The organism is Diaphorobacter sp. JS3050, assembly GCF_013154915.1.
Taxonomy (GTDB): domain Bacteria; phylum Pseudomonadota; class Gammaproteobacteria; order Burkholderiales; family Burkholderiaceae_C; genus Diaphorobacter; species Diaphorobacter nitroreducens.
Window position 1 is genome coordinate 3,458,020 of sequence record NZ_CP053553.1, and the last position, 19,253, is coordinate 3,477,272.

The window sequence follows — 19,253 nt, forward strand, 5'->3', positions numbered from 1 at the left end:
AATGCGCCGATGCCACGCCTGAGCCAACAACTACACCCCCACCGCGAGCCGGTCACCCCCCTTCACGCGGCCACCGTGCTGCTGCTGCGCGATGCGCCCCAACCCGGCGGCGGCAGCACGCTGCAGGTGCTGATGACGCGCCGCTCCGACAAGGCCAGCTTCGTGCCCGGCGCCTACGTGTTCCCCGGCGGCGGCATCGAGACGCAGGACGCCGACCCCGCCACCCACGCCCTGGCCGACCACCGCCCGGCGCAGACCGCCGCGCGCCTGACCGACGCGCTGGCCGCCATCCGCGAAAGCTTCGAGGAGCTGGGCGTGCTGCTGGCGCGCCACGGCGACGGCCGCTGGGCCGGGGCCGACGACATCGCCGCCATCGCACGCCAAGCACCGGCCGGCACCACGTTCGCCGCGCAATGCGCCGAGCGCGGCCTGCGCCTGGCGGCCGACCGCGTGTACTGGCTGGCCCACTGGACGGCCGACCGCAATTTACCGAAGCGCTTCGCCGTGCCCTTTCTCGTCGCGCGCATGCCCGAGGGGCAGGAGCCCGTGGCCGACGAGTCCGAGCAGTTCGAGCCCGTGTGGGTGAGCCCGGCCGACGCGCTGGCGCGCCACGAGGCGGGGCAGTTCTTCATGATCTTCCCCACCATCCGCACGCTGCAGCGCCTGGCGCAGTTTGCGGACGTGGACGCCGTGCTCGCCGCCGTCGCGCACGAGCAGCCCCTGTGGGTCAGCAGCCCGCGCTCGGGCCTGCTGGGCGGCAAGGAGGCGCGCTTCATGGAGGACGAGGCGCCCTTTGGCGAGCTGGCGCTGGTCACGCCCACGGGCCGCGGCGAGCATGCGCTGGACTGGCAGAGCGAGACGCCCGTGCCCCTGCTGAAGAACGTGCAGCGCCTCACTGCCCCCAACCCCGGCGTGATGACCGGCCCCGGCACCAACAGCTACCTGGTGGGCGACCCGGCCACGGGCTACATCGCCATCGACCCCGGTCCGGCCGACACCGAGCACCTGGACAAGCTCTGGCGCGCCGCGGGGGGGGGACATCCGCATGATCGTGTGCACCCATTCGCACGCCGACCATTCCCCCGGCGCCGCGCCGCTGCAGGCGATGTGCGTGCGCGCCGGGCGCGCGGCGCCCCCCATTCTGGGCCTGCCCTCGGCGCCCACGGCGCGTGCGGCCAGCCAATTCACGCCCGACCGCTCGCTACAAGATAGTGAGCTGCTCACGCTTGCTGGACAAGGGCCGGACGGCGAAATCACCCATACCCTGCAGGTCATCCACACGCCCGGCCATGCAGCCAACCATCTGTGCCTGCTGCTGCGCGAGGACGGGTTGCTGTTCTCGGGCGACCACATCCTGAACGGCAGCACCACGGTCATCGACCCGCCCGACGGCAACATGGCGGACTACCTGGATTCGCTGGACCGGCTGGACGCGCTGTGCGCCGAGCACGGCGCCGATTTCATCCTGCCCGCGCACGGCTACGTGCTGGGAGGCCCGGAAGATGGGGCGCGCACCGCCATCGCGCGCCTGAAGGCCCACCGCCTGGCGCGCGAGGCCAAGGTGCTGGCCGCCATGCAGGCCCAGCCCGAAGGCAGCATGGATGACTGGGTGCGCCTGGCCTACGACGACGTGCCGCCGCGCATGTGGCCCATCGCGCAGCGCTCGCTGCTCGCGCATGTGGAGCGCATCCGCATGCTGGAGCCCGGCAATGACTGAGTCCAGCCATCCAACGGACGCGGTGCGCCTGTCCAAGCGCGTGGCGCAGCAGTTCCAGTGCTCGCGCACCACGGCAGAGCAGTACATCGAGGGCGGATGGGTGTCGGTGGACGGCCAGGTGGTCGAGCTGCCCGGCGCGCGCGTGGCGTCCGCGCAAAGCGTGGTGCTGGCGCCAGACGCCAGTCTGATGGAGCTCACCCCCGTCACCCTGCTGCTGCACAAGCCGCCGGGCTACGAGGCGGGGCTGGGCCTGGTCACTGGCGCGACGCACGGCGCACCGGGCGCGCACGGCAGCCGCAGCCAGGGTGCGCCGCAAGCCGTCGCGCTGCTCAACGCGCAGTCGCACCTGCCCGAAGACGCCGCCGGCACGCGCGTGCTGCTGCGCCATTTCAAACAGCTCGAATGCTTCACGCCGCTGCCCACCGAGGCCAGCGGCCTGGTGGTCTACACGCAGGACCGGCGCGTGGCCCGCAAGCTGCAGGAAGACATCGAAACGCTGGAACAGGAGTGCATCGTGGAGGTGGCAGGCCAGATCGCGGACGGCGGCCTGCAAAAGCTCTGCCACGGCCTGAGCTTCAACGGCCGGCCGCTGCCGCCCATCAAGGTCAGCTGGCAAAGCGAGACACGCCTGCGCTTCGCGCTCAAGGGCATCCGCCCCGGCCAGATCCCGGCCATGTGCGAAGCCGTGGGCCTGTCCGTGCGGGCCATCAAGCGCATCCGCATCGGCCGCGTGCCGCTCGCCAAGGTGCCCCAGGGGCAGTGGCGCTACCTGCAACCGTGGGAGCGGTTCTGAACGACGCGGGCCCCGGCGGCGGGGACGGACAGCGATGACGGCGACGCGGGTCGCCTTGCGGCGGCGTGGAAGGGCGCGGCCCCCTTCAGCGCAACCAGGCCCACCTACCCGATTTTCAGGCGCAGGCGCTTAAGGGTTGCCCTCCTCGCGGCGGACTTGGCTGCAGCCCACAATCGTTCCCATGTCCGGCAGCCAGATCATCGTCCTCGTCACCCCGGTGTTCCTCGCCCTCATGGCGCTGGAATGGGCCATCGGCCGTTGGCGCGGGCGGCCCGCGTTGCGGCTGGCCGATGCGGTGAGCAGCGTCAGCCTGGGCATGCTCAGCCAGACCAGCGCGGTGTTCACCGTGCTGCTGCGCGTGGGGCTGTACACGCTGGCCTATGAGCACCTGGCGCTGTGGCGCAGCGAGGCGTTCTGGACCACCTGGTACGGCTGGCTCATCGCGCTGGTGTTCTACGACTTCTGCTACTACTGGCTGCACCGCATGGGGCACGAAGTGGCCGTGCTGTGGGCCGCGCATGCGGTGCACCACCAGAGCCAGGACTACAACCTGTCCACCGCGCTGCGCCAGACCAGTTCCGGCGCGGTGCTGGGCTGGGTGTTCTACCTGCCGATGGCGCTGGCGGGCGTGCCGCCGCTGGTGTTCGTGGTGGTGGGGCTGGTCGACCTGCTGTACCAGTTCTGGGTGCATACCGAGCAGGTGGGGCGGCTGGGCTGGTTCGACCGCTGGTTCTGCAGCCCCAGCAACCACCGCGTGCACCACGCCGTGAACGACAGCTACCTGGACAAGAACTACGGCGGCATCCTGATCGTGTGGGACCGGCTGTTCGGTACCTTCAAGGACGAGGACCCCCGGGAGAAATGCGTGTACGGCACGCGCGGCCTGCTCAACAGCTGGGACCCGCTCTGGGCCAACGCCCAGGTGTATGCAGGTCTGCTGCACGACAGCTGGCACGCCCGCCGCTGGGCGGACAAGCTGCGCGTGTGGCTGAAAGCCCCCGGCTGGCGCCCCGCCGACGTGGCGCAGCGCTTCCCCAAGCCGGCCTTCAACCTCCACGACATGCCCCTGTTCGACCCGCCCCTGTCCGCGCCGCTGCGCTGGTTTGCCGGCGTGCAGTTCGTGCTGCTGCTGGCGGGCGTGGCGGCATTCCTGTGGCAGGCCGACGGCGCACCGCTGGCGACCAACGCCGTGTGGTTCGCCACGCTGCTGGCCTGCCAGTGGGCGCTGGGCGCGGCCATGCAGGGGCGCATTGGCATGGGGTTGGCGCTGATGATCGAAGCCGGGGCGCTGGCCACGGCGACCAGCGCGCTGGGGTTCACGGCGTGGCACCTGCTGTTCAAGCCGCTGACCATGGCGATTGCTATCACTTATGTAGCTATTCGCGCTTATCCAATGAGCGCTACAGGCCGTTTTGGCTTGAACCGATCATGCTGGCTGCTGCTGGGCGCGCTGCTGGGTTCGCTGGCGGGCGACGTGTTCCTGATGCTGTCAGAGCACCTGTTCATTCCCGGGCTGGTGAGCTTCCTGCTGGCGCACCTGTGCTACATCGCGCTGTTCAAGCAGGGCGTGGGGTGGTTCGGCCACCGCGGGGCACTCGGGGGTACGCTGGCGCTGGGCATCGGCATGTACGCCTTCCTGTGGCAGGGCGGATTGCCGGCCGCGCTGCGGGTGCCGGTGGCCGTGTATGTGGTGGTGATCGCGCTGATGGCGGCGCAGGCCTGGGGGCGCCACGCGGCGCTGCGCGAGCGCTCGTCGCTTGCGGTGGCGCTGGGCGCGTGCTGCTTCATGCTCAGCGATTCGCTGCTGGCCACCAACCGCTTCGTGCAGCCGCTGCCCTTGTCGCAGCTGTGGGTGCTGGCCACCTACTATGCGGCCCAGGTGCTCATCGTGAGCGGGATGGTCACAGCGCTGACCCGCGGCGCGGCGCACCAAGCCGACGCGCGGACGCAGCCGCTCACCCCCCACGCGGCCTGAGCGATCAGGCGGACTCGAACAGCCCGCCCGCGGCGCGCGGCGGCGCCACGCCCAGGTGGCGGTAGGCGGCCAGCGTGGCCACGCGCCCGCGTGGGGTGCGCTGCAGATAGCCCTGCTGAATCAGGTAGGGCTCGATGACGTCCTCGATGGTGCCGCTCTCCTCGCCGATGCTGGCGGCAATGTTGTCCAGTCCCACGGGGCCGCCGTCGAAGCGATGCACCACGGCCTCCAGCAGCTTGCGGTCCATCACGTCGAAGCCCTGCGGATCCACGTCCAGCATGGTCAGCGCGCGGTTGGCAATGTCCAGGGTGATGTGGCCCGAACCCTTCACCTCGGCATAGTCGCGCACGCGGCGCAGCAGGCGGTTGGCGATGCGCGGCGTGCCGCGCGAGCGGCGCGCGATTTCCATGCCGCCCTCGGCATCGATGGGCGCGCCCAGCAGGCCGGCCGATCGCATGACGATGCGCGCCAATTCATCGGGCGTGTAGAACTCCAGCCGCGCAACGATGCCGAAGCGGTCGCGCAGCGGGTTGGTGAGCATGCCCGCGCGCGTGGTGGCGCCCACCAGCGTGAAGGGCTGCAGGTCCAGCTTGATGCTGCGCGCGGCCGGCCCCTCGCCGATCATGATGTCGATCTGGTAGTCCTCCAGCGCGGGGTAGAGGATTTCCTCGACCACGGGCGAAAGGCGGTGGATCTCGTCGATGAAGAGAACGTCGTTGCGTTCCAGGTTGGTGAGCAGCGCTGCCAGATCCTTGGGCTTTTCCAGCACGGGGCCGCTGGTCTGGCGCAGGTTCACGCCCAGTTCGGTGGCGATGATGTGGCTGAGCGTGGTCTTCCCTAAGCCCGGCGGGCCGAACAGCAGCACATGGTCCAGCGCCTCGCCGCGCTTCTTGGCCGCGCCGATGAAGATCTCGAGCTGTTCGCGCGCCTTGGCCTGGCCCACGTACTCCTGCAGCAGCTTGGGGCGCAGCGCACGCTCCAGCGCTTCCTCCTGCGAGGAGGCCGGCGCGGCCGACACCACGCGCTCGCGCGCCGGAGGGGGAGAGGGGGCAAAGTCGTCGGTATGGATCGTCATGCGAAGCGGACCAGGAAGGGCGCGTGCATTGTCCCCCATTCCCCCGCGCTGCCGGGCCGCCCCGCCACCCCGCGCGGGCCAGGGATAGCCGCCTTTCGGTAACATCGCCGCCTTCGCGCGCCGCGCGCGGGCGACCGCCCCCCTCCCGGACCACTCGAACGCCGCACCCGCCCCTGTGCGCCGCGCCGCCTCGGCCCGGCGCCCCCCTTGCAGCGACAGCCCATGAACACTCCAGCACCCCCCTCCTTCCTGAGCCGCATGGCCATCGCCATCGGCAGCTTTTTCGCCATCCTGGGCAACGGCCGCCTGGCCGCCGACATCCAGCGCCTGCGCGCGGGTGAAGCGCTGGCCGCCGACGTGGCGCCGCCGGCTCCCCAGGCAGTGCGGGTGGAAGTGCCCGTGGAGACAATCGTGGAGAAGATCGTCGAGGTCCGCGTGGAGGTGCCCGTCGAGAAAGTGGTGGAAAAGCGCGTCGAAGTCGCCACCGACACCGCCGCGCTGCAGCTGCTGGGCCTGCTGCAGCGCGAGGCGCGTCTGGTGGACTTTCTGCAGGAAGACGTGGCGCCCTACTCCGACGCCGAGATCGGCGCCGCCGCGCGCGTGGTCCACGAGGGCTGCCGCAAGGTGCTGCGCGAGCATTTCACCATCGAGGCCGTGCGCCCGGAGGGCGAGGGCAGCCACGTCACCCTGCCGGTCGGCTTTGACGCCACGGCCGTGCGCCTCACGGGCAATGTGCTGGGCCAGGCGCCGTTCACGGGCCAGCTGACCCACCGCGGCTGGAAGGCGACCGCCGTGCGCCTGCCGCAGCTCACCGACCCGCGGGCCGCCGCCGTGCTGGCCCAGGCCGAGGTGGAGCTGTGAACACGGATATGCCCAACACTCCTGAAACCATAGCTGCCAGCGCTTACCCTGCAAGCGCTACAGGCAAAAACAACGCCCAGTACAGCATCGGCATCGATCTGGGCACCACGCACTGCGCGCTGTCGTACGTGGACCGGCACGCCAGCGACGGCGACACCGTCGTGCAGCAGGTGCTGGATATTCCGCAGCTCACCGGACCGGCCAGCGTGGAGGCGCGGCCGCTGCTGCCCTCCTTCCTGTACCTGCCGCATGAGAGCGAGCTGAGCGCCGCCGACACGGCGCTGCCCGGTGGCGGCGCAGGCCAGGACGGCGTGGTGGGCGAGCTGGCGCGCACGCGCGGCGCGGCCACGCCGATCCGCCTGGTGTCCAGCGCCAAGAGCTGGCTGTGCCACCCGGGCGTGGACCGGCGTGCGCCCATCCTGCCGCCCGATGCGCCGCCGGAGGTGCCGCGCGTGTCGCCCCTGGCCGCATCGGCGCGCTACCTGTCGCACCTGCGCTGGGCCTGGAACCAGGCCCACCCCGAGGCGCCGCTGGAGCAGCAGGACATCACCGTCACCATTCCCGCATCGTTCGACCCGGCCGCGCGCGAGCTGACCGCCGAGGCCTGCCGCGCCGCCGGCCTGGAGCGCCTGACGCTGCTGGAAGAGCCCCAGGCCGCGCTGTACAGCTGGATCCAGGCCAGCGGCGGCGGATGGCGCAAGCAGGTCGCGAGCGGCGACGTCATCCTGGTGGTGGACGTGGGCGGCGGCACCACGGACCTGTCGCTGATCGCGGTGCTGGAGAAGGACGGCGCCCTGGAACTGCAGCGCGTGGCGGTGGGAGAGCACATCCTGCTGGGCGGCGACAACATGGACCTGGCGCTGGCCTATGGCGTGGCGCGCAAGCTGGCCCAGGAGGGCAAGCCGCTGGATGCCTGGCAGACCCGCGCCCTGGCCCATGGCTGCCGCGCGGCCAAGGAGCAGCTGCTGGCCGACGAGGCGCTGCCATCCGTGCCTGTGGTTGTCCCCAGCCGCGGCAGCAAGCTGATCGGCGGCAGCATCCGCACCGAGGTGACGCGCGCCGAAGTGCAGGCGCTGCTGGTCGAGGGGTTCTTCCCGCAGGTGGCCGTGGGCGACAAGCCGCTGACCCGCGCGCGCGGCGCGCTCACGCAACTGGGCCTGCCCTACGCGCAGGACGCGGCCGTCACGCGCCACCTGGCGGCCTTCCTGTCGCGCCAGCTGGATGCCACGGCACAGATCCCTGGCCTGGCCGGCAGGCAAGCGGGGGGCGCCAGCTTCCTGCACCCCACGGCCCTTCTGTTCAACGGGGGCGTGCTGAAGGCCCCCCAGATCGCTGAGCGCATCGTCGGTGTCATCAACGGCTGGCTGGCTGCCGAGGGCGCCGCCCCGGCCCGGCTGCTGGAAGGCGCCCAGCTGGACCTGGCCGTGGCACGCGGCGCGGCGTACTTCGGCCATGTCACTGCGGCGGGGCGCGGCGTGCGCATCCGCGGCGGCACGGCGCAAAGCTACTACGTGGGCGTGGAGAGCAACATGCCCGCCATTCCCGGCATGGAGCCGCCCCTGAGCGCCCTGTGCCTGGCGCCGTTCGGCATGGAGGAAGGCACCGAGGTCGCGCTGCATGCCCAGGAATTCGGCCTGGTGGTGGGCGAGCCGGTGCGGCTGCGCTTCTTCGGCTCCAGCGTGCGCCGCGGCGACACCGTGGGCACGCTGCTGGACTTCTGGGGACCCGAAGAGCTGGTGGAACTGCAGGAGATCGAGGCCCACCTGCCCCCCGAGGGCCGCACGCCCGGCGAGGTCGTACCCGTCACCCTGCACGCCCGCGTGACCGACATCGGCACGCTGGAGCTGAGCGCCGTGCCCGTGGGAGGCCATGAGCGCTGGAAGGTGGAGTTCGACGTGCGCGCCCAGACACAGGCCTGACGCCGGCGCCATGCACTGCCTGGTCGTCATCGCGCATCCGCTGGAGGACAGCCTGTGCCATTCGCTGGCGCAGGAAGCCATCCGCACCCTCACCGCCGCAGGGCACACGGTGCAGGTGGAGGACCTGTGCCGCACGGGCTTCGCGCCCGCGCTCACGGCGGCGGAGCGCCGCAGCTACTACGGCACGGCCTTCGACGGCGGCGCCGTGCAAGCGCAGATCGACCGGCTGCTGCAGGCCGAGGCGCTGGTGCTGGTCTTTCCGACCTGGTGGTTCGGCTTTCCGGCGGTGCTCAAGGGCTGGTTCGACCGCGTATGGGCGCCCGGCGTGGCTTACGACCATGCGAGCGACCTGGGGCCCATCCGCCCCCGCCTGCACCGGCTGCGCACGACGCTGGCCATCACCACGCTGGGGTCGCCCTGGTGGGTGGACCGGCTGGTGCTGCGCCGGCCTGTGCGGCGCGTGCTCAAGACCGCGCTGCTGGGCACCTGCGCGCCACGCAGTGCCTTCGACATGCTCTCGCTCTACGGCGCCGAGCGCCTGTCCGCCGCCCAGGTGCAGCGGTTCAACGCGCGCATCGCACGCGCGCTGTCTTCGTGGGCTTAGCCGGGTGAAGCGCTACACCGTCGGCATCGACCTGGGCACCAGCCACACCGCCTGCGCCTATGCGCCGCTGGAAGGCCGCGCGGCGGACATCGCACTGCTGCCCATCCCGCAGCGCCTCTCGGCGGGCGAGGTGCAGGCGCAGCCGCTGCTGCCCTCGGCGCGCTACCAGGCGGCACCCGGCGAGTTGGGCGAGGCGTGGCGACAGCCCTGGCCGCCCCTGGAGGCCACGGACGACACCCCCGCCACCCTCGGCCGCTGGGCACGCGACCTGGGTGCAGCCGTGCCAGGGCGGCTGGTGGAAAGCGCCAAAAGCTGGTTGTCCCACCCAGGCGTGGACCGCACGGCGCCCATCCTGCCCTGGGGCGCGCCGCAGGACGTGGCCCGGGTCTCGCCGGTGCAGGCCAGCGCGTCGTACCTGGCACATGTGCGCGCGGCATGGGACGCCGCCCACCCCGATGCGCCGCTGCATGCGCAAGACCTGGTGCTCACCGTGCCGGCTTCGTTCGACGAGGGCGCGCGCGCGCTCACGCTGGAAGCCGCACGCCTGGCCGGCTTGCCAGCGCTGCAGCTCTTGGAAGAGCCCAAGGCCGCATTCCACGACTGGCTGGCGCTGCAAGGCGAACAACTGGCCGCGCAATTGGCGGGCTGCCGCCTGGTGCTGGTGGTGGACGTGGGCGGCGGCACCACGGACCTCACGCTGATCCGCGTGGACACGCAGGCCGATGGCACGCCCCGGCTGACGCGCATCGCCGTGGGAGAGCACCTGATGCTGGGCGGCGACAACATGGACCTGGCGCTGGCGCACCTGCTGGAGCCGCAGTTCGCCGGCGACGGTGGCCACCTGCCCGCCGCGCGGTTACCCGCCGCGCGTTTGCCCGCCGCGCGCTTGCCCGCCGCGCGCTTTGCCCAACTGGTGCAGCGCTGCCGGCAGGCCAAGGAGTTGCTGCTGGCCGACGGCGCCCCCGACAGCGCCGCAGTCACGCTGCTGGGCACAGGCAGCCGCATGCTGGCGCAGACACACACGGCCACGCTCACGCGCGCGCAGGTGCTGCAATGCGTGGTGGACGGCTTTCTGCCGCAGGTGCCGATCGGCGATCGCCCGGCGCGCCGCCAGGGTGCGCTGCGCGGGCTGGGCCTGCCCTACCCCGCCGACGCGGCCATCACGCGCCATCTGGCGCAGTTCCTGGCGCAGCACGCCGGGGGCGACTTGCCCGACACCCTGCTGCTCAACGGCGGGGTATTCCATGCACCGGCGCTGGTGCAGCGGCTCGCGGAGGTGCTTGCGCACTGGCGCGGCGCACTGCCCCGCGTGCTGCACAACCCGCACCCCGACTGGGCCGTGGCGCGCGGCGCTGCGGCGTACGGGTTGGCGCAGCATTCATCATCAAATACGCACACAGCCCAGTCAGAACAAGCGCCAGCAGCTCCTAAAACCATAGTCCCACGCATCGGCGGCGGCTCGGCGCGCAGCTACTGGCTGGTGCTGCCGGGCAAGGCGGGCACTGCGCCGCAGGGCATCTGCCTGCTGCCCCGCGGCACCGAAGAAGGCGTGCGCCTGGTCCTGACGAGCCGGCGCTTCGCGCTGCGGCTGGGCCAGGCCGTGCGCTTCGCGCTGGTGGCGCGCAGCCAGGGCCAGGCGCAGGCCGGGCAGATCGCACCGCTGGAGGGCGACGGCTGGGCGGAATTGCCGCCGCTGGCCACGGTGCTGCCCGCACCCGAAGGCCGCGCCACCGCCCAGGTGGAGGTGCAGCTGCAGGCCTGCATGACCGAGGTGGGCACGCTGGAGGTGCGCTGCGTGGCAACGCAGGAGGCGGACCAATCCTGGCTGCTGCCCTTCGCCGTGCGCGGCGCGGCGGGCACCGATGGCGCTTCCAAATCGATAGCTGCCAGCGCAGAATCGGAAAGCGTCAGCGGCCAAAAAGGCTCGGAGGGTAAAGCCTCACGCCTGCCCCAGGCGCTGGCGCTGATCGACCGCATCTTCGGCACCCAGGCACAGGACGTGGCGCCCAGGGAGGTGCGCCAGCTGCGCCAGTCGCTGGAAAAACTCCTGGGCCCGCGCGCCGGCTGGGACGTGGCCTTGCTGCGCGCGCTGTTCGATGCATTGCTGGCGCGTGCGCGCCGCCGCCGGCGCACGCCCGAGCACGAACGCACGTGGCTCAACCTGGCAGGCTGGTGCTTGCGCCCGGGGGTGGGCGCCGAGCTGGACGCGTGGCGCATCGCGCAGGTCTGGCAGCTCTACCCCCAGGGCCTGGGCCACGGCCAGGACGCCGCCAACTGGACCGAATGGTGGGTGTTCTGGCGCCGTGTGGCCGCGGGTCTGGACGAGGCGCAGCAGATGCAGGTGCTGGAAGCGGTGGCCGGCTGCATGCAAAAGACCGTGCAACGCAGCCAGGGCAAGGCCGCGTGGGGCAGCTACGACGACATGCTGCGCCTGTTCGCCGCCATGGAGGCCGTGCCCTGGCAGTACCGCCAGGAAATGGGCCAGTGGATGCTGCAGCGCCTGCTGCGGCCCGATGAGTCCGCACAGACCTGGTGGGCCATCGGCCGCCTGGCCGCGCGCCAGCCGCTGGCAGCCAACGCCCACCGCGTGATGCCGCCCGAGGCCGCGGCCGAGTTTCTGCATGCCACGCTGCGCGAGGACTGGCGCCACAACGAGCATGCCCTGTTCGCCGCCGTGCAGATCGCCCGCATGACCGGCGACCGCGCTCGCGACCTGCCCGACGCTCTGCGCACCGAAGTGCTGGAAAAGATGCGCGCCACCCACGCGCCCGCACGCTGGATCGCGCTGGTGGAACAGCCCACGGCCATGGAGGCCGAGGACCAGCAGCGCAGCCTGGGCGACAGCCTGCCGCCCGGGTTGGTGCTGGTGGGTTAGGGCCTGTTCACACTATTTTTGCCAGATGCGTTGCGATCAAAAAGGGCCAGGCGCAAGGCGCCAAACGAAGCTGGGGTGCTACCCCAGCGAGGCTTGGCAACGCCGCGAATGGCCCTTTTTGATCGCAACCCGGAGGGAACGGAGTGAAAACCACGCCATTCGTCGTTGCCCTCCTAGCCAAGGCCCCGGCCTTGGCGTCGTCACGCGCCTAGATTGGCGCGGTTTTCACGCCATTCGCACTGGCAAAAATAGTGTGAACAGGCCCTAGTGTGGTGTCTCAAAAGTAATCATCAAATAATGGTACTCGCTGCCCGCGCCACAGATGCCAAGATGGTGTCCGCACTTTTATGCCACACGAACGGCTTGGGATCCTCGTTGTGACGATCAATGTATTCCCGTATGGATTGCTCCAGCTGAGCAACGCTGGTGTGGGCGCTGCGCTTGATCCACTGCTCGCTGATCTGGCTAAAGAAACGCTCGACCAGATTGAGCCAGGACGCTGAGGTGGGCGTGAAGTGAACGTGGTAGCGAGGATGGGCTGCTAGCCAGGCCCGCACTGCCTGCGTCTTGTGCGTGCCGTAGTTGTCCATGATCAGGTGGATGTCTTGTTCGCCAGGCACCGCTGCATCGATGGCTTTGAGGAACTGCAGGAATTCCACACTGCGGTGACGGCGCTTGAGCTGTCCTATGACTTTGCCAGTGGCCACATCCAGCGCTGCAAACAGCGACGTTGTGCCATGGCGCTTGTAATCGTGCGTGCGCGTGCTGGGTTTGCCAAACGTCAGTGGTAACCCTGGTTGGGTGCGATCCAGAGCCTGGATCTGGCTCTTCTCGTCCACGCACAGCACCAAGGCGCGATCGGGTGGTGCCATATACAGCCCCACCACATCCCGTACCTTGTCCACGAAATGGGGATCCGTCGATAGCTTGAAGGTTTCTTGCAGGTGCGGCTTCAGCCCAAAGGCATGCCAGATGCGCTGCACCGTCGCGGGCGATACGCCAGCGTGCCGACTCATCTGGCGCACGCTCCAGTGCGTGGCGTTGTCAGGCTTGCTCTGGCGAACCTTGTCCACAATGAGCTGAACCTGCTCGTCGCCCACACTGCGCGGGCGGCCAGCGCGCGGGGCATCGGTCAAACCCGCCAGACGATACGCCCGGTAGCGCCGCCGCCACTTGGAGACAGTTTGCACCGTCGTGCCCAAGCGTTGGGCAATCATGGTGCCCGACTCCCCATCTGCGCAGCCCAGCACGATTCGCATGCGCAGCTTCTCGTCCTCGGGCGCTTTGCGTACGCGCAGTCGCGCATGCAGCTCTGCGCGCTCGGCATCGGTGATCTGCAGCTTCGTGGCGGGGCGTCCAGGGTGGGCCATCAGCGTAGTCTCCTATAAGGAAGCTGATTCGACCAACACCGGTCAAAATAGTTCTATCTATTTTTGAGACACCACACTAGTTGGCCGCCGTCGGATTCAGCCAGCGCCGCAGCGCCGTGCGGTAGCTGGTGTCGAAACGACCGTAATAGTCCACGCCGTCGCGCGCAGCGCAGCTGGCGGTTCCGCCCAGAAGCTGGCCCACCACATAGCGGCGCTCGCCAAACGTCACGAACGCGGCCGAGCCGCTGCTGCCGCCTTCGGTCGTCCCCTCCTGCCAGCCCAGCGTAAGGAAGGTGCCGTCGTCCGCATTACTGGAACGGCAACTGTTGTCCACGCACGTGCTGTAGCGCTGCACGGAGCCCAGGCTGACCTTCTGCAGATCGCCCTGGGGATGGTGCACACCCGCCAGCACCGTGCCAACGCCCACGCTGCCAAAGTACGAGCCTGCATAGACGATGCCGGCAGGCGCCTGGCTGTTGAGCTGCATGAAGGCCGTGTCCGTGGTGGCGGACGCGTACAGCAGCGCCGCACCGCCGGTGACGCGCACGGCGGCGGGGTTCACGGTGGCAATGCCGCAGCTGCTGGAACGGTAGAACCAGTCCGTGGTGAGCGTGGACGCCACGGGCTGCGTGGAAATGCAATGGTTGGCGCTCAGGAAGTAGGGCGTACCGCTGGACGCGGCATCGTTGAGCAGCGTGCCGGTGCACAGGTAGCTCTTGCCATCGTCGCGCACAAAGATCATGCGCGCCACCGAGCGGCTCTGGTCGTTGAACTCCGGCCGGCAGGTCGCGTCCACGTTGCAGCTGCCCGACTCGCCCACCTTCTGGGCAAGGGCCTGCTCGGCCTGTGCGGGCGCCAGCGTGAAATGCGACAGCCGCGGCACGGACAGCCGGACGGCCGCTGGCGAGGCCGCAGCGGGAATCTCCACTTCCAGTGTGGTCTGCGGGCCGCTGAAGTCCGGGCTCCAATAGGTGCGCGCGGTGGTGTCATCCGCACCGCCACGCGCATTGCGCGCAGCGATGTCCTGCAGCTCGGACGCGCGCACCTCCATGGCCCCCGCGCCCTGCTCGCCGTAGAAGCGCAGCACCGCGCCCTCGGGCAGCGACTGCACGAGCACGCCCAGGCGCACGCCATGCGCCCCGTCGGCCGTGAAGCGCAGCGCAGCGGCCTGCGTGCCCCGCGCCGTCGGTTACCAGCGCAGCAGGGCCGCAGTGGCCGCGACGGTGGCGGTGTCCGCCACGCTGCGCGCCTCGCCGATCTGCAAGGGCGTTCCGGGAGTGGCGGAGACCACGCCCTTCACGGCCGTGAGCGCGCCGAGGGCGATGGTGCGGGTTGCCTGCGCACTGACGACCGGGCTCACCGGCTGCTGCGAGGTGGCCACCTTGGCCGTGCCGCTGGGGTCGTAGGGCTCGATGCGGTCGCCCGCCACCGGAGGCGCAGGAGAGGGAGTGTCGTTGCCGCCGCCACCTCCACCGCAAGCGGACAAGGCCAGCACCAGGGGTATCGCGGCCCATTGCGCCGCAGTTGTTGTCAGTAATTGCATTGCTCTCTCCTCTACGTAAGAACTATTTGGATAGCGACTTCAGCGCCAGCTTGATCCCCTCGCTCACTCCCACATCCGCCGGCAGCGCCTTGAGCGCAGCGGCGGCCTCCTTGTCGTTATAGCCCAGGGCCAGCAGCGCCTGCAGGATGTCGGCCTGGTTGTCGTTGGTCGCATGCGCGCGCACGCCGACGTCCGCGCCCAGCTTGCCTTTCAACTCCAGCAGCAGCCGCTCGGCGGTTTTCTTGCCGATGCCCGGCACTTTGACCAGGCGCCCTGTTTCCTGCAGCGAGACGGCCTGCGCCAGGTCCGCCACGCCCATGCCCGAGAGGATGGACAGCGCTGTGCGCGGACCCACGCCGCTGATCTTGATGAGTTCGCGAAACGCCTGGCGCTCCTGCGCCGTACCAAAGCCGTACAGCAGCTGCGCATCCTCGCGCACGATGAACTGCGTGAGCAGGCTCACCCGCTCACCCACGGCGGGCAGGTTGTAGAAGGTGCTCATGCTGACCTGCACCTCGTAGCCCACGCCGTGGCAGTCCACCAGCACCTCGGGGGGGTTCTTTTCCAGCAGCGTGCCGGTCAATTTGCCTATCATGGATGTCCTTTGCCGCGCCGGACACCCGCCGCGGAACTTCGACCGGAATTATCAGCGTGATCCTGCGCCACACCTTCACCCCCATAACAACACGCGCCTGACCCATCTGTGCGGCCCCGCCGATGTGCACCTGCGCACCATCGAGGCGGCGCTGCAGGTCTCCATCGCCCACCGGCACGAGCAGTTCAAGGTGGACGGCCCCAAGGCCAAGGCCACGCAAGCCATGGAGTTGCTGCAGGCGCTGTACGAGATGGCGGATCGCCCCATCAAGGAAGAACACCTGCAGCTCATGCTGGCCGGCGACGCCAGCATGCAGGGCGATGACGAAGCCAGCGCCATCCAGCTCACCACGCGCCGCGCCGACCTGCGCGCGCGCACGCCCACGCAGGCCACCTACCTGGAAAACATCGCCACGCACGACATCACCTTCGGCATCGGCCCGGCGGGCACCGGCAAGACGTACCTGGCCGTGGCCTGCGCGGTGGATGCGCTGGAGCGCAGCAGCGTGCAGCGCATCGTGCTCACCCGCCCGGCCGTGGAGGCTGGCGAGCGCCTGGGCTTCCTGCCGGGCGACCTGACGCAGAAGGTGGACCCGTACCTGCGCCCACTGTATGACGCGCTGTACGACCTGATGGGCTTTGACCGCGTGCAGAAGGCCTTCGAGCGCAATGCGCTCGAGATCGCGCCGCTGGCCTTCATGCGCGGGCGCACGCTGAACAATGCCTTCGTCATCCTCGACGAGGCGCAGAACACCACGCCCGAGCAGATGAAGATGTTCCTCACGCGGATCGGCTTCGGCGCGCGCGCGGTGGTCACAGGCGACGTGAGCCAGATCGACTTGCCCAAGGGCGCGATGAGCGGCCTGATCGACGCCGAGCGGGTTTTGAAGCGCGTCAAGGGCATCGCCGTCACGCGCTTCACCAGCGCCGACGTGGTGCGCCACCCGCTGGTGGCGCGCATCGTGGATGCCTACGACGCGCAGCGCAGCCGCCGCGGCGCAGGCGAGTAGTCGCCGGCCAAAAGCTCATAAATTCGTAGCTACTCGCGCTTGATAGATAAGCGCTGGAGGCCAAAATGGCTTTGAACCAATTGTCCTTGTCCCTCCAATTTGCACGCGACGCGGAGGCCACCGCGCACCGCGCCACCCTGCCCCGCCACGCGGTTGCGCGCTGGATCCGCCACGCCCTGGCCGTAGATGCCGAGATCACGGTGCGCATCGTGGGCGCCGAGGAAGGCCAGCGCTTGAACCGCGAGTTCCGCCACAAGGACTACGCCACCAACGTGCTCACCTTCGACTACCAGCAAGAGCCCGTGGCCGTGGCCGACCTGGTGCTGTGCGCCCCCGTGGTCGAGCGCGAGGCCCGCGAGCAGAACAAGACGCTAGAGGAACACTACGCCCACCTGCTGGTGCACGGCACGCTGCACGCCCAGGGCTGGGACCACGAAACCAGCGAACAGGACGCGCAGGAAATGGAGGCCTACGAGACCGCCATCCTGCAGGAGTTGGGCTTCGCGGACCCCTACGCGGCATAACTGGCAGGCGGCGCGACCGCGCAGGCGCTCGCCACCGCGGGCGCCGGGGTGCGGAAAGCTGTTTTGCGCCCAGGTCACAAACGCGCCCGCCGGTGCGGCCTAAGATGCCGCGCGAGCTGCGTCCTGCAGGTCCGCCTCTCACGCGGCGACCATCTCTTAAGGGAAGAACCCACGCATGGACATCCTGGGCTGGACGACCTCCATCGGCCACTTGGCACTTCTGCTCACCGCCGCATTCATCGCCGGTGCGCTCAACGCGGTAGCCGGCGGCGGCAGCTTCCTCACCCTGCCCGCGCTGGTGTTCACCGGCGTGCCGCCCGTGGTCGCCAACGCCACCGGCACTGTGGCCTTGCTGCCCGGCTACATGGCCGGTGCCTGGGGCTTTCGGGAAGACATGCAACCGCCGCCGGGCCTGTCGATGCGCGCCGTGGTCGTGCTGTCGCTCATCGGCGGCTCGGCCGGTGCGGCGCTGCTGCTGTTCACGCCCGACGCCACCTTCCGCAAGGTCGTGCCCTGGCTGCTGCTGGCGGCCACGGCACTCTTCGCCTTTGGCCCGCAGCTGCGGCAATGGGCCGGCAAAGCCGGCCATGGCACGCCCTCGGCTCTGAAAGCCGGCGCGGGCATGCTGGCGGTGGCGGCCTACGGGGGCTATTTCAACGGGGGCCTGGGCATCCTGCTGCTGGCGCTGTTCGGGCTGCTGGGGCAGACGCAGCTCAACGCCATGAACGGCATGAAGAACCTCGTGTCGGCCCTGCTCACGGCGATTGCCGTGGCCATCTATGCCGCAGGCGGCATCGTGCTGTGGCCGCAGGCCCTGGTGATGATGGTGGCCGCCACGTTGGGCGGCTATGGCGGCGCGCGCGTGGCGCGCCAACTGCCTGCGCCGGTGCTGCGCTGGGGCATTGTGGCCACGGGGCTGGTGATGGCGGGGCTGTTCTTCCTGAAGGGCTGAACCCCGCCCCCAAGGCCCCAGGCGCGCTACAGCAAGCGCGCCTTCACCATCTTGCCTTTGACGCGGCCCGCATTCAGCTTGGCGCAGGCCTGGGCCGCGATGGCGCGGTCCACGGCCACATAGGTGGAAAAATCGTTGACGCTGATCTTGCCGATCTGCTCGCGCGCATAGCCGAAGTCGGCGCACATGGCGCCCATCACGTCGCCGGCGCGGATCTTCTCCCTGCGCCCGCCGATGATTTGGATGGTGCACATGGGTGGCCGCAGTTCGCCCCCTGCCGTAGGGGTGAGTTCATCCACCGGAAAGAACTCGCAGGCACGGCCTTGCAGCAATTCGATCTTGCCCACGCTGCCCATCTCATCCATGCTGACCAGGTTCAGCGCCAGCCCCTCGGCATCGCCACGGCCCGTGCGGCCGATGCGGTGGATGTGCACCTCGGGATCGGGCGTCACGTCGACGTTGATCACGGCCGAGAGGTCGGCAATATCGATGCCGCGCGCCGCCACGTCGGTGGCCACGAGCACGCTGCAGCTCTTGTTGGCAAACTGCACCAGCACCTCGTCACGCTCGCGCTGCTCCAACTCGCCAAACAGGGCGAGGGCACTGAATCCCTGGCTCTGCAGCGCAGTCACCACGTTACGGCACTGCTGCTTGGTATTGCAGAAGGCAATGCTCGACGCAGGGCGAAAGTGCGCGAGCATGCGCGCCACCACGTCGACCTTCTCGCGTGCATCCACCTCATACCAGCGCTGCGCGATCTTGCCTGCACCGTGCTGGGCGGCCACCTTCACCATCTGGGGCGCGCGCATGAAACGCTGTGCCAGTCCCGCAATGCCGTCGGGATAGGTGGCGGAGAACAGCAGGGTCTGGCGCTCGGCCGGACACTGGCGCACCACGGTCTCAATATCGGCCAGGAAGCCCATGTCCAGCATGCGGTCGGCCTCGTCAAGCACCAAGGTCTTGAGGTTGGCGATGTCGAGCTTGCCGCGCTCCATCAGGTCCATCACGCGGCCCGGCGTGCCGACCACGATGTGGGCACCGTTCTCCAGCGAAGCAATCTGGCCGCGCGAAGGCACGCCCCCATACACAGTGACGACCTTGATGTTGTCTTGCGCACGCGCCAAGCGGCGGATCTCGGTGGCCACCTGATCGGCCAGCTCGCGCGTGGGGCACAGCACCAGGCCCTGGACGGCGAACCAGCGCGGGTTCAGCCGATCGACCATGGCCAAGCCAAAGGCCGCTGTCTTGCCGCTGCCGGTGCTGGCCTGGGCGATCAGATCACGGCCCTGCAGGCTGAAAGGCAGGCTGGCGGCCTGGATGGGCGTCATCTGCGCATAGCCCAGCTGCTGCAGGTTGGCCAGCATTTCAGGGGACAGAGGCAGCGATGAGAAGGCGGTGGCGGACGGGGCAGGCGACGCGCCTGAAGAGATGGTCATGGTCG

The 19,253-nt window shown here is 69.6% G+C and carries 14 protein-coding genes and 2 pseudogenes; 10 read left to right on the forward strand and 6 right to left on the reverse strand.

All coding sequences use genetic code 11. From position 1 onward, the window contains the following. The first annotated feature begins 9 nt into the window (after window positions 1-9). From HND92_RS16520 to HND92_RS16530, 3 genes and pseudogenes are all read left to right on the forward strand, one after another. Window positions 10-1,717 (forward strand): annotated as a pseudogene (locus HND92_RS16520) (MBL fold metallo-hydrolase). Then, a complete protein-coding gene (locus HND92_RS16525; RefSeq protein WP_172208543.1) occupies window positions 1,710-2,510 on the forward strand; it encodes an rRNA pseudouridine synthase in 801 nt (266 codons plus the stop codon). Before HND92_RS16520 ends, HND92_RS16525 begins: the two are co-directional and overlap by 8 nt. Before the next feature lie 181 nt (window positions 2,511-2,691). Next, a complete protein-coding gene (locus HND92_RS16530) occupies window positions 2,692-4,485 on the forward strand; it encodes a lysoplasmalogenase family protein (protein ID WP_172208553.1) in 1,794 nt (597 codons plus the stop codon). Between the two features lie 4 nt (window positions 4,486-4,489). Here HND92_RS16530 and ruvB read toward each other — a convergent pair whose 3' ends face one another. Beyond that, a complete protein-coding gene (gene ruvB / locus HND92_RS16535) occupies window positions 4,490-5,560 on the reverse strand; it encodes a Holliday junction branch migration DNA helicase RuvB (RefSeq protein ID WP_011806788.1) in 1,071 nt (356 codons plus the stop codon). A gap of 222 nt (window positions 5,561-5,782) precedes the next feature. Here ruvB and HND92_RS16540 point away from each other — a divergent pair, with 222 nt between their 5' ends. From HND92_RS16540 to HND92_RS16555, 4 genes are read left to right on the forward strand one after another with little or no spacing between them, the layout of a single operon-like run. Continuing rightward, window positions 5,783-6,421 (forward strand): DUF2760 domain-containing protein, encoded by a 639-nt coding sequence (locus HND92_RS16540; RefSeq protein WP_172208555.1) that lies wholly within the window; start codon window positions 5,783-5,785, stop codon window positions 6,419-6,421. Between the two features lie 8 nt (window positions 6,422-6,429). Next, complete coding sequence (locus tag HND92_RS16545) at window positions 6,430-8,340, forward strand: Hsp70 family protein (protein WP_172208557.1); 1,911 nt, start codon at window positions 6,430-6,432, stop codon at window positions 8,338-8,340. 10 nt (window positions 8,341-8,350) lie between these two features. Beyond that, window positions 8,351-8,944, forward strand: coding sequence for an NAD(P)H-dependent oxidoreductase (locus HND92_RS16550; protein WP_172208559.1), 594 nt, complete (start codon window positions 8,351-8,353; stop codon window positions 8,942-8,944). Between the two features lie 4 nt (window positions 8,945-8,948). Continuing rightward, window positions 8,949-11,819, forward strand: a complete 2,871-nt coding sequence (locus HND92_RS16555) for an Hsp70 family protein (protein ID WP_172208561.1) — start codon at window positions 8,949-8,951, stop codon at window positions 11,817-11,819. Between the two features lie 290 nt (window positions 11,820-12,109). Here HND92_RS16555 and HND92_RS16560 read toward each other — a convergent pair whose 3' ends face one another. The 4 genes from HND92_RS16560 to ruvA form a co-directional block, all read right to left on the reverse strand. Beyond that, window positions 12,110-13,189, reverse strand: a complete 1,080-nt coding sequence (locus HND92_RS16560; RefSeq protein ID WP_005801445.1) for an IS630 family transposase — start codon at window positions 13,187-13,189, stop codon at window positions 12,110-12,112. Between the two features lie 76 nt (window positions 13,190-13,265). Then, on the reverse strand, window positions 13,266-14,318 hold the full coding sequence (locus HND92_RS16565) for a serine protease (protein WP_253940057.1): 1,053 nt from the start codon (window positions 14,316-14,318) through the stop codon (window positions 13,266-13,268). Window positions 14,319-14,378: 60 nt separating this feature from the next. Beyond that, complete coding sequence (locus tag HND92_RS19420; RefSeq protein WP_253940058.1) at window positions 14,379-14,732, reverse strand: hypothetical protein; 354 nt, start codon at window positions 14,730-14,732, stop codon at window positions 14,379-14,381. A gap of 22 nt (window positions 14,733-14,754) precedes the next feature. Continuing rightward, on the reverse strand, window positions 14,755-15,327 hold the full coding sequence (ruvA, locus tag HND92_RS16570) for a Holliday junction branch migration protein RuvA (RefSeq protein ID WP_172208563.1): 573 nt from the start codon (window positions 15,325-15,327) through the stop codon (window positions 14,755-14,757). A 56-nt stretch (window positions 15,328-15,383) separates the two neighbouring features. On the opposite strand from ruvA, the pseudogene HND92_RS16575 reads away from it, so the two are divergent. From HND92_RS16575 to HND92_RS16585, 3 genes and pseudogenes are all read left to right on the forward strand, one after another. Then, window positions 15,384-16,336: pseudogene (locus tag HND92_RS16575) on the forward strand (PhoH family protein). A gap of 65 nt (window positions 16,337-16,401) precedes the next feature. Beyond that, window positions 16,402-16,860, forward strand: coding sequence for an rRNA maturation RNase YbeY (gene ybeY / locus HND92_RS16580; protein WP_011806796.1), 459 nt, complete (start codon window positions 16,402-16,404; stop codon window positions 16,858-16,860). 175 nt (window positions 16,861-17,035) lie between these two features. Beyond that, window positions 17,036-17,812, forward strand: a complete 777-nt coding sequence (locus HND92_RS16585) for a sulfite exporter TauE/SafE family protein (RefSeq protein ID WP_011806797.1) — start codon at window positions 17,036-17,038, stop codon at window positions 17,810-17,812. Window positions 17,813-17,838: 26 nt separating this feature from the next. Here the strand turns inward: HND92_RS16585 and dbpA are convergent, their stop codons facing one another. Then, window positions 17,839-19,248 (reverse strand): ATP-dependent RNA helicase DbpA, encoded by a 1,410-nt coding sequence (dbpA, locus tag HND92_RS16590; protein ID WP_172208565.1) that lies wholly within the window; start codon window positions 19,246-19,248, stop codon window positions 17,839-17,841. Window positions 19,249-19,253: the final 5 nt, after the last annotated feature.

What these genes read in the sequence shown, in the direction of transcription:
- HND92_RS16525 (WP_172208543.1), top strand. Translation starts at nt 1,710, where the DNA reads ATGACTGAGTCCAGCCATCCAACGGACGCGGTGCGCCTGTCCAAGCGC.
- HND92_RS16530 (WP_172208553.1), top strand. Translation starts at nt 2,692, where the DNA reads ATGTCCGGCAGCCAGATCATCGTCCTCGTCACCCCGGTGTTCCTCGCC.
- ruvB (WP_011806788.1), bottom strand. Translation starts at nt 5,560, where the DNA reads ATGACGATCCATACCGACGACTTTGCCCCCTCTCCCCCTCCGGCGCGC.
- HND92_RS16540 (WP_172208555.1), top strand. Translation starts at nt 5,783, where the DNA reads ATGAACACTCCAGCACCCCCCTCCTTCCTGAGCCGCATGGCCATCGCC.
- HND92_RS16545 (WP_172208557.1), top strand. Translation starts at nt 6,430, where the DNA reads ATGCCCAACACTCCTGAAACCATAGCTGCCAGCGCTTACCCTGCAAGC.
- HND92_RS16550 (WP_172208559.1), top strand. Translation starts at nt 8,351, where the DNA reads ATGCACTGCCTGGTCGTCATCGCGCATCCGCTGGAGGACAGCCTGTGC.
- HND92_RS16560 (WP_005801445.1), bottom strand. Translation starts at nt 13,189, where the DNA reads ATGGCCCACCCTGGACGCCCCGCCACGAAGCTGCAGATCACCGATGCC.
- HND92_RS19420 (WP_253940058.1), bottom strand. Translation starts at nt 14,732, where the DNA reads ATGCAATTACTGACAACAACTGCGGCGCAATGGGCCGCGATACCCCTG.
- ruvA (WP_172208563.1), bottom strand. Translation starts at nt 15,327, where the DNA reads ATGATAGGCAAATTGACCGGCACGCTGCTGGAAAAGAACCCCCCCGAG.
- ybeY (WP_011806796.1), top strand. Translation starts at nt 16,402, where the DNA reads ATGGCTTTGAACCAATTGTCCTTGTCCCTCCAATTTGCACGCGACGCG.
- HND92_RS16585 (WP_011806797.1), top strand. Translation starts at nt 17,036, where the DNA reads ATGGACATCCTGGGCTGGACGACCTCCATCGGCCACTTGGCACTTCTG.
- dbpA (WP_172208565.1), bottom strand. Translation starts at nt 19,248, where the DNA reads ATGACCATCTCTTCAGGCGCGTCGCCTGCCCCGTCCGCCACCGCCTTC.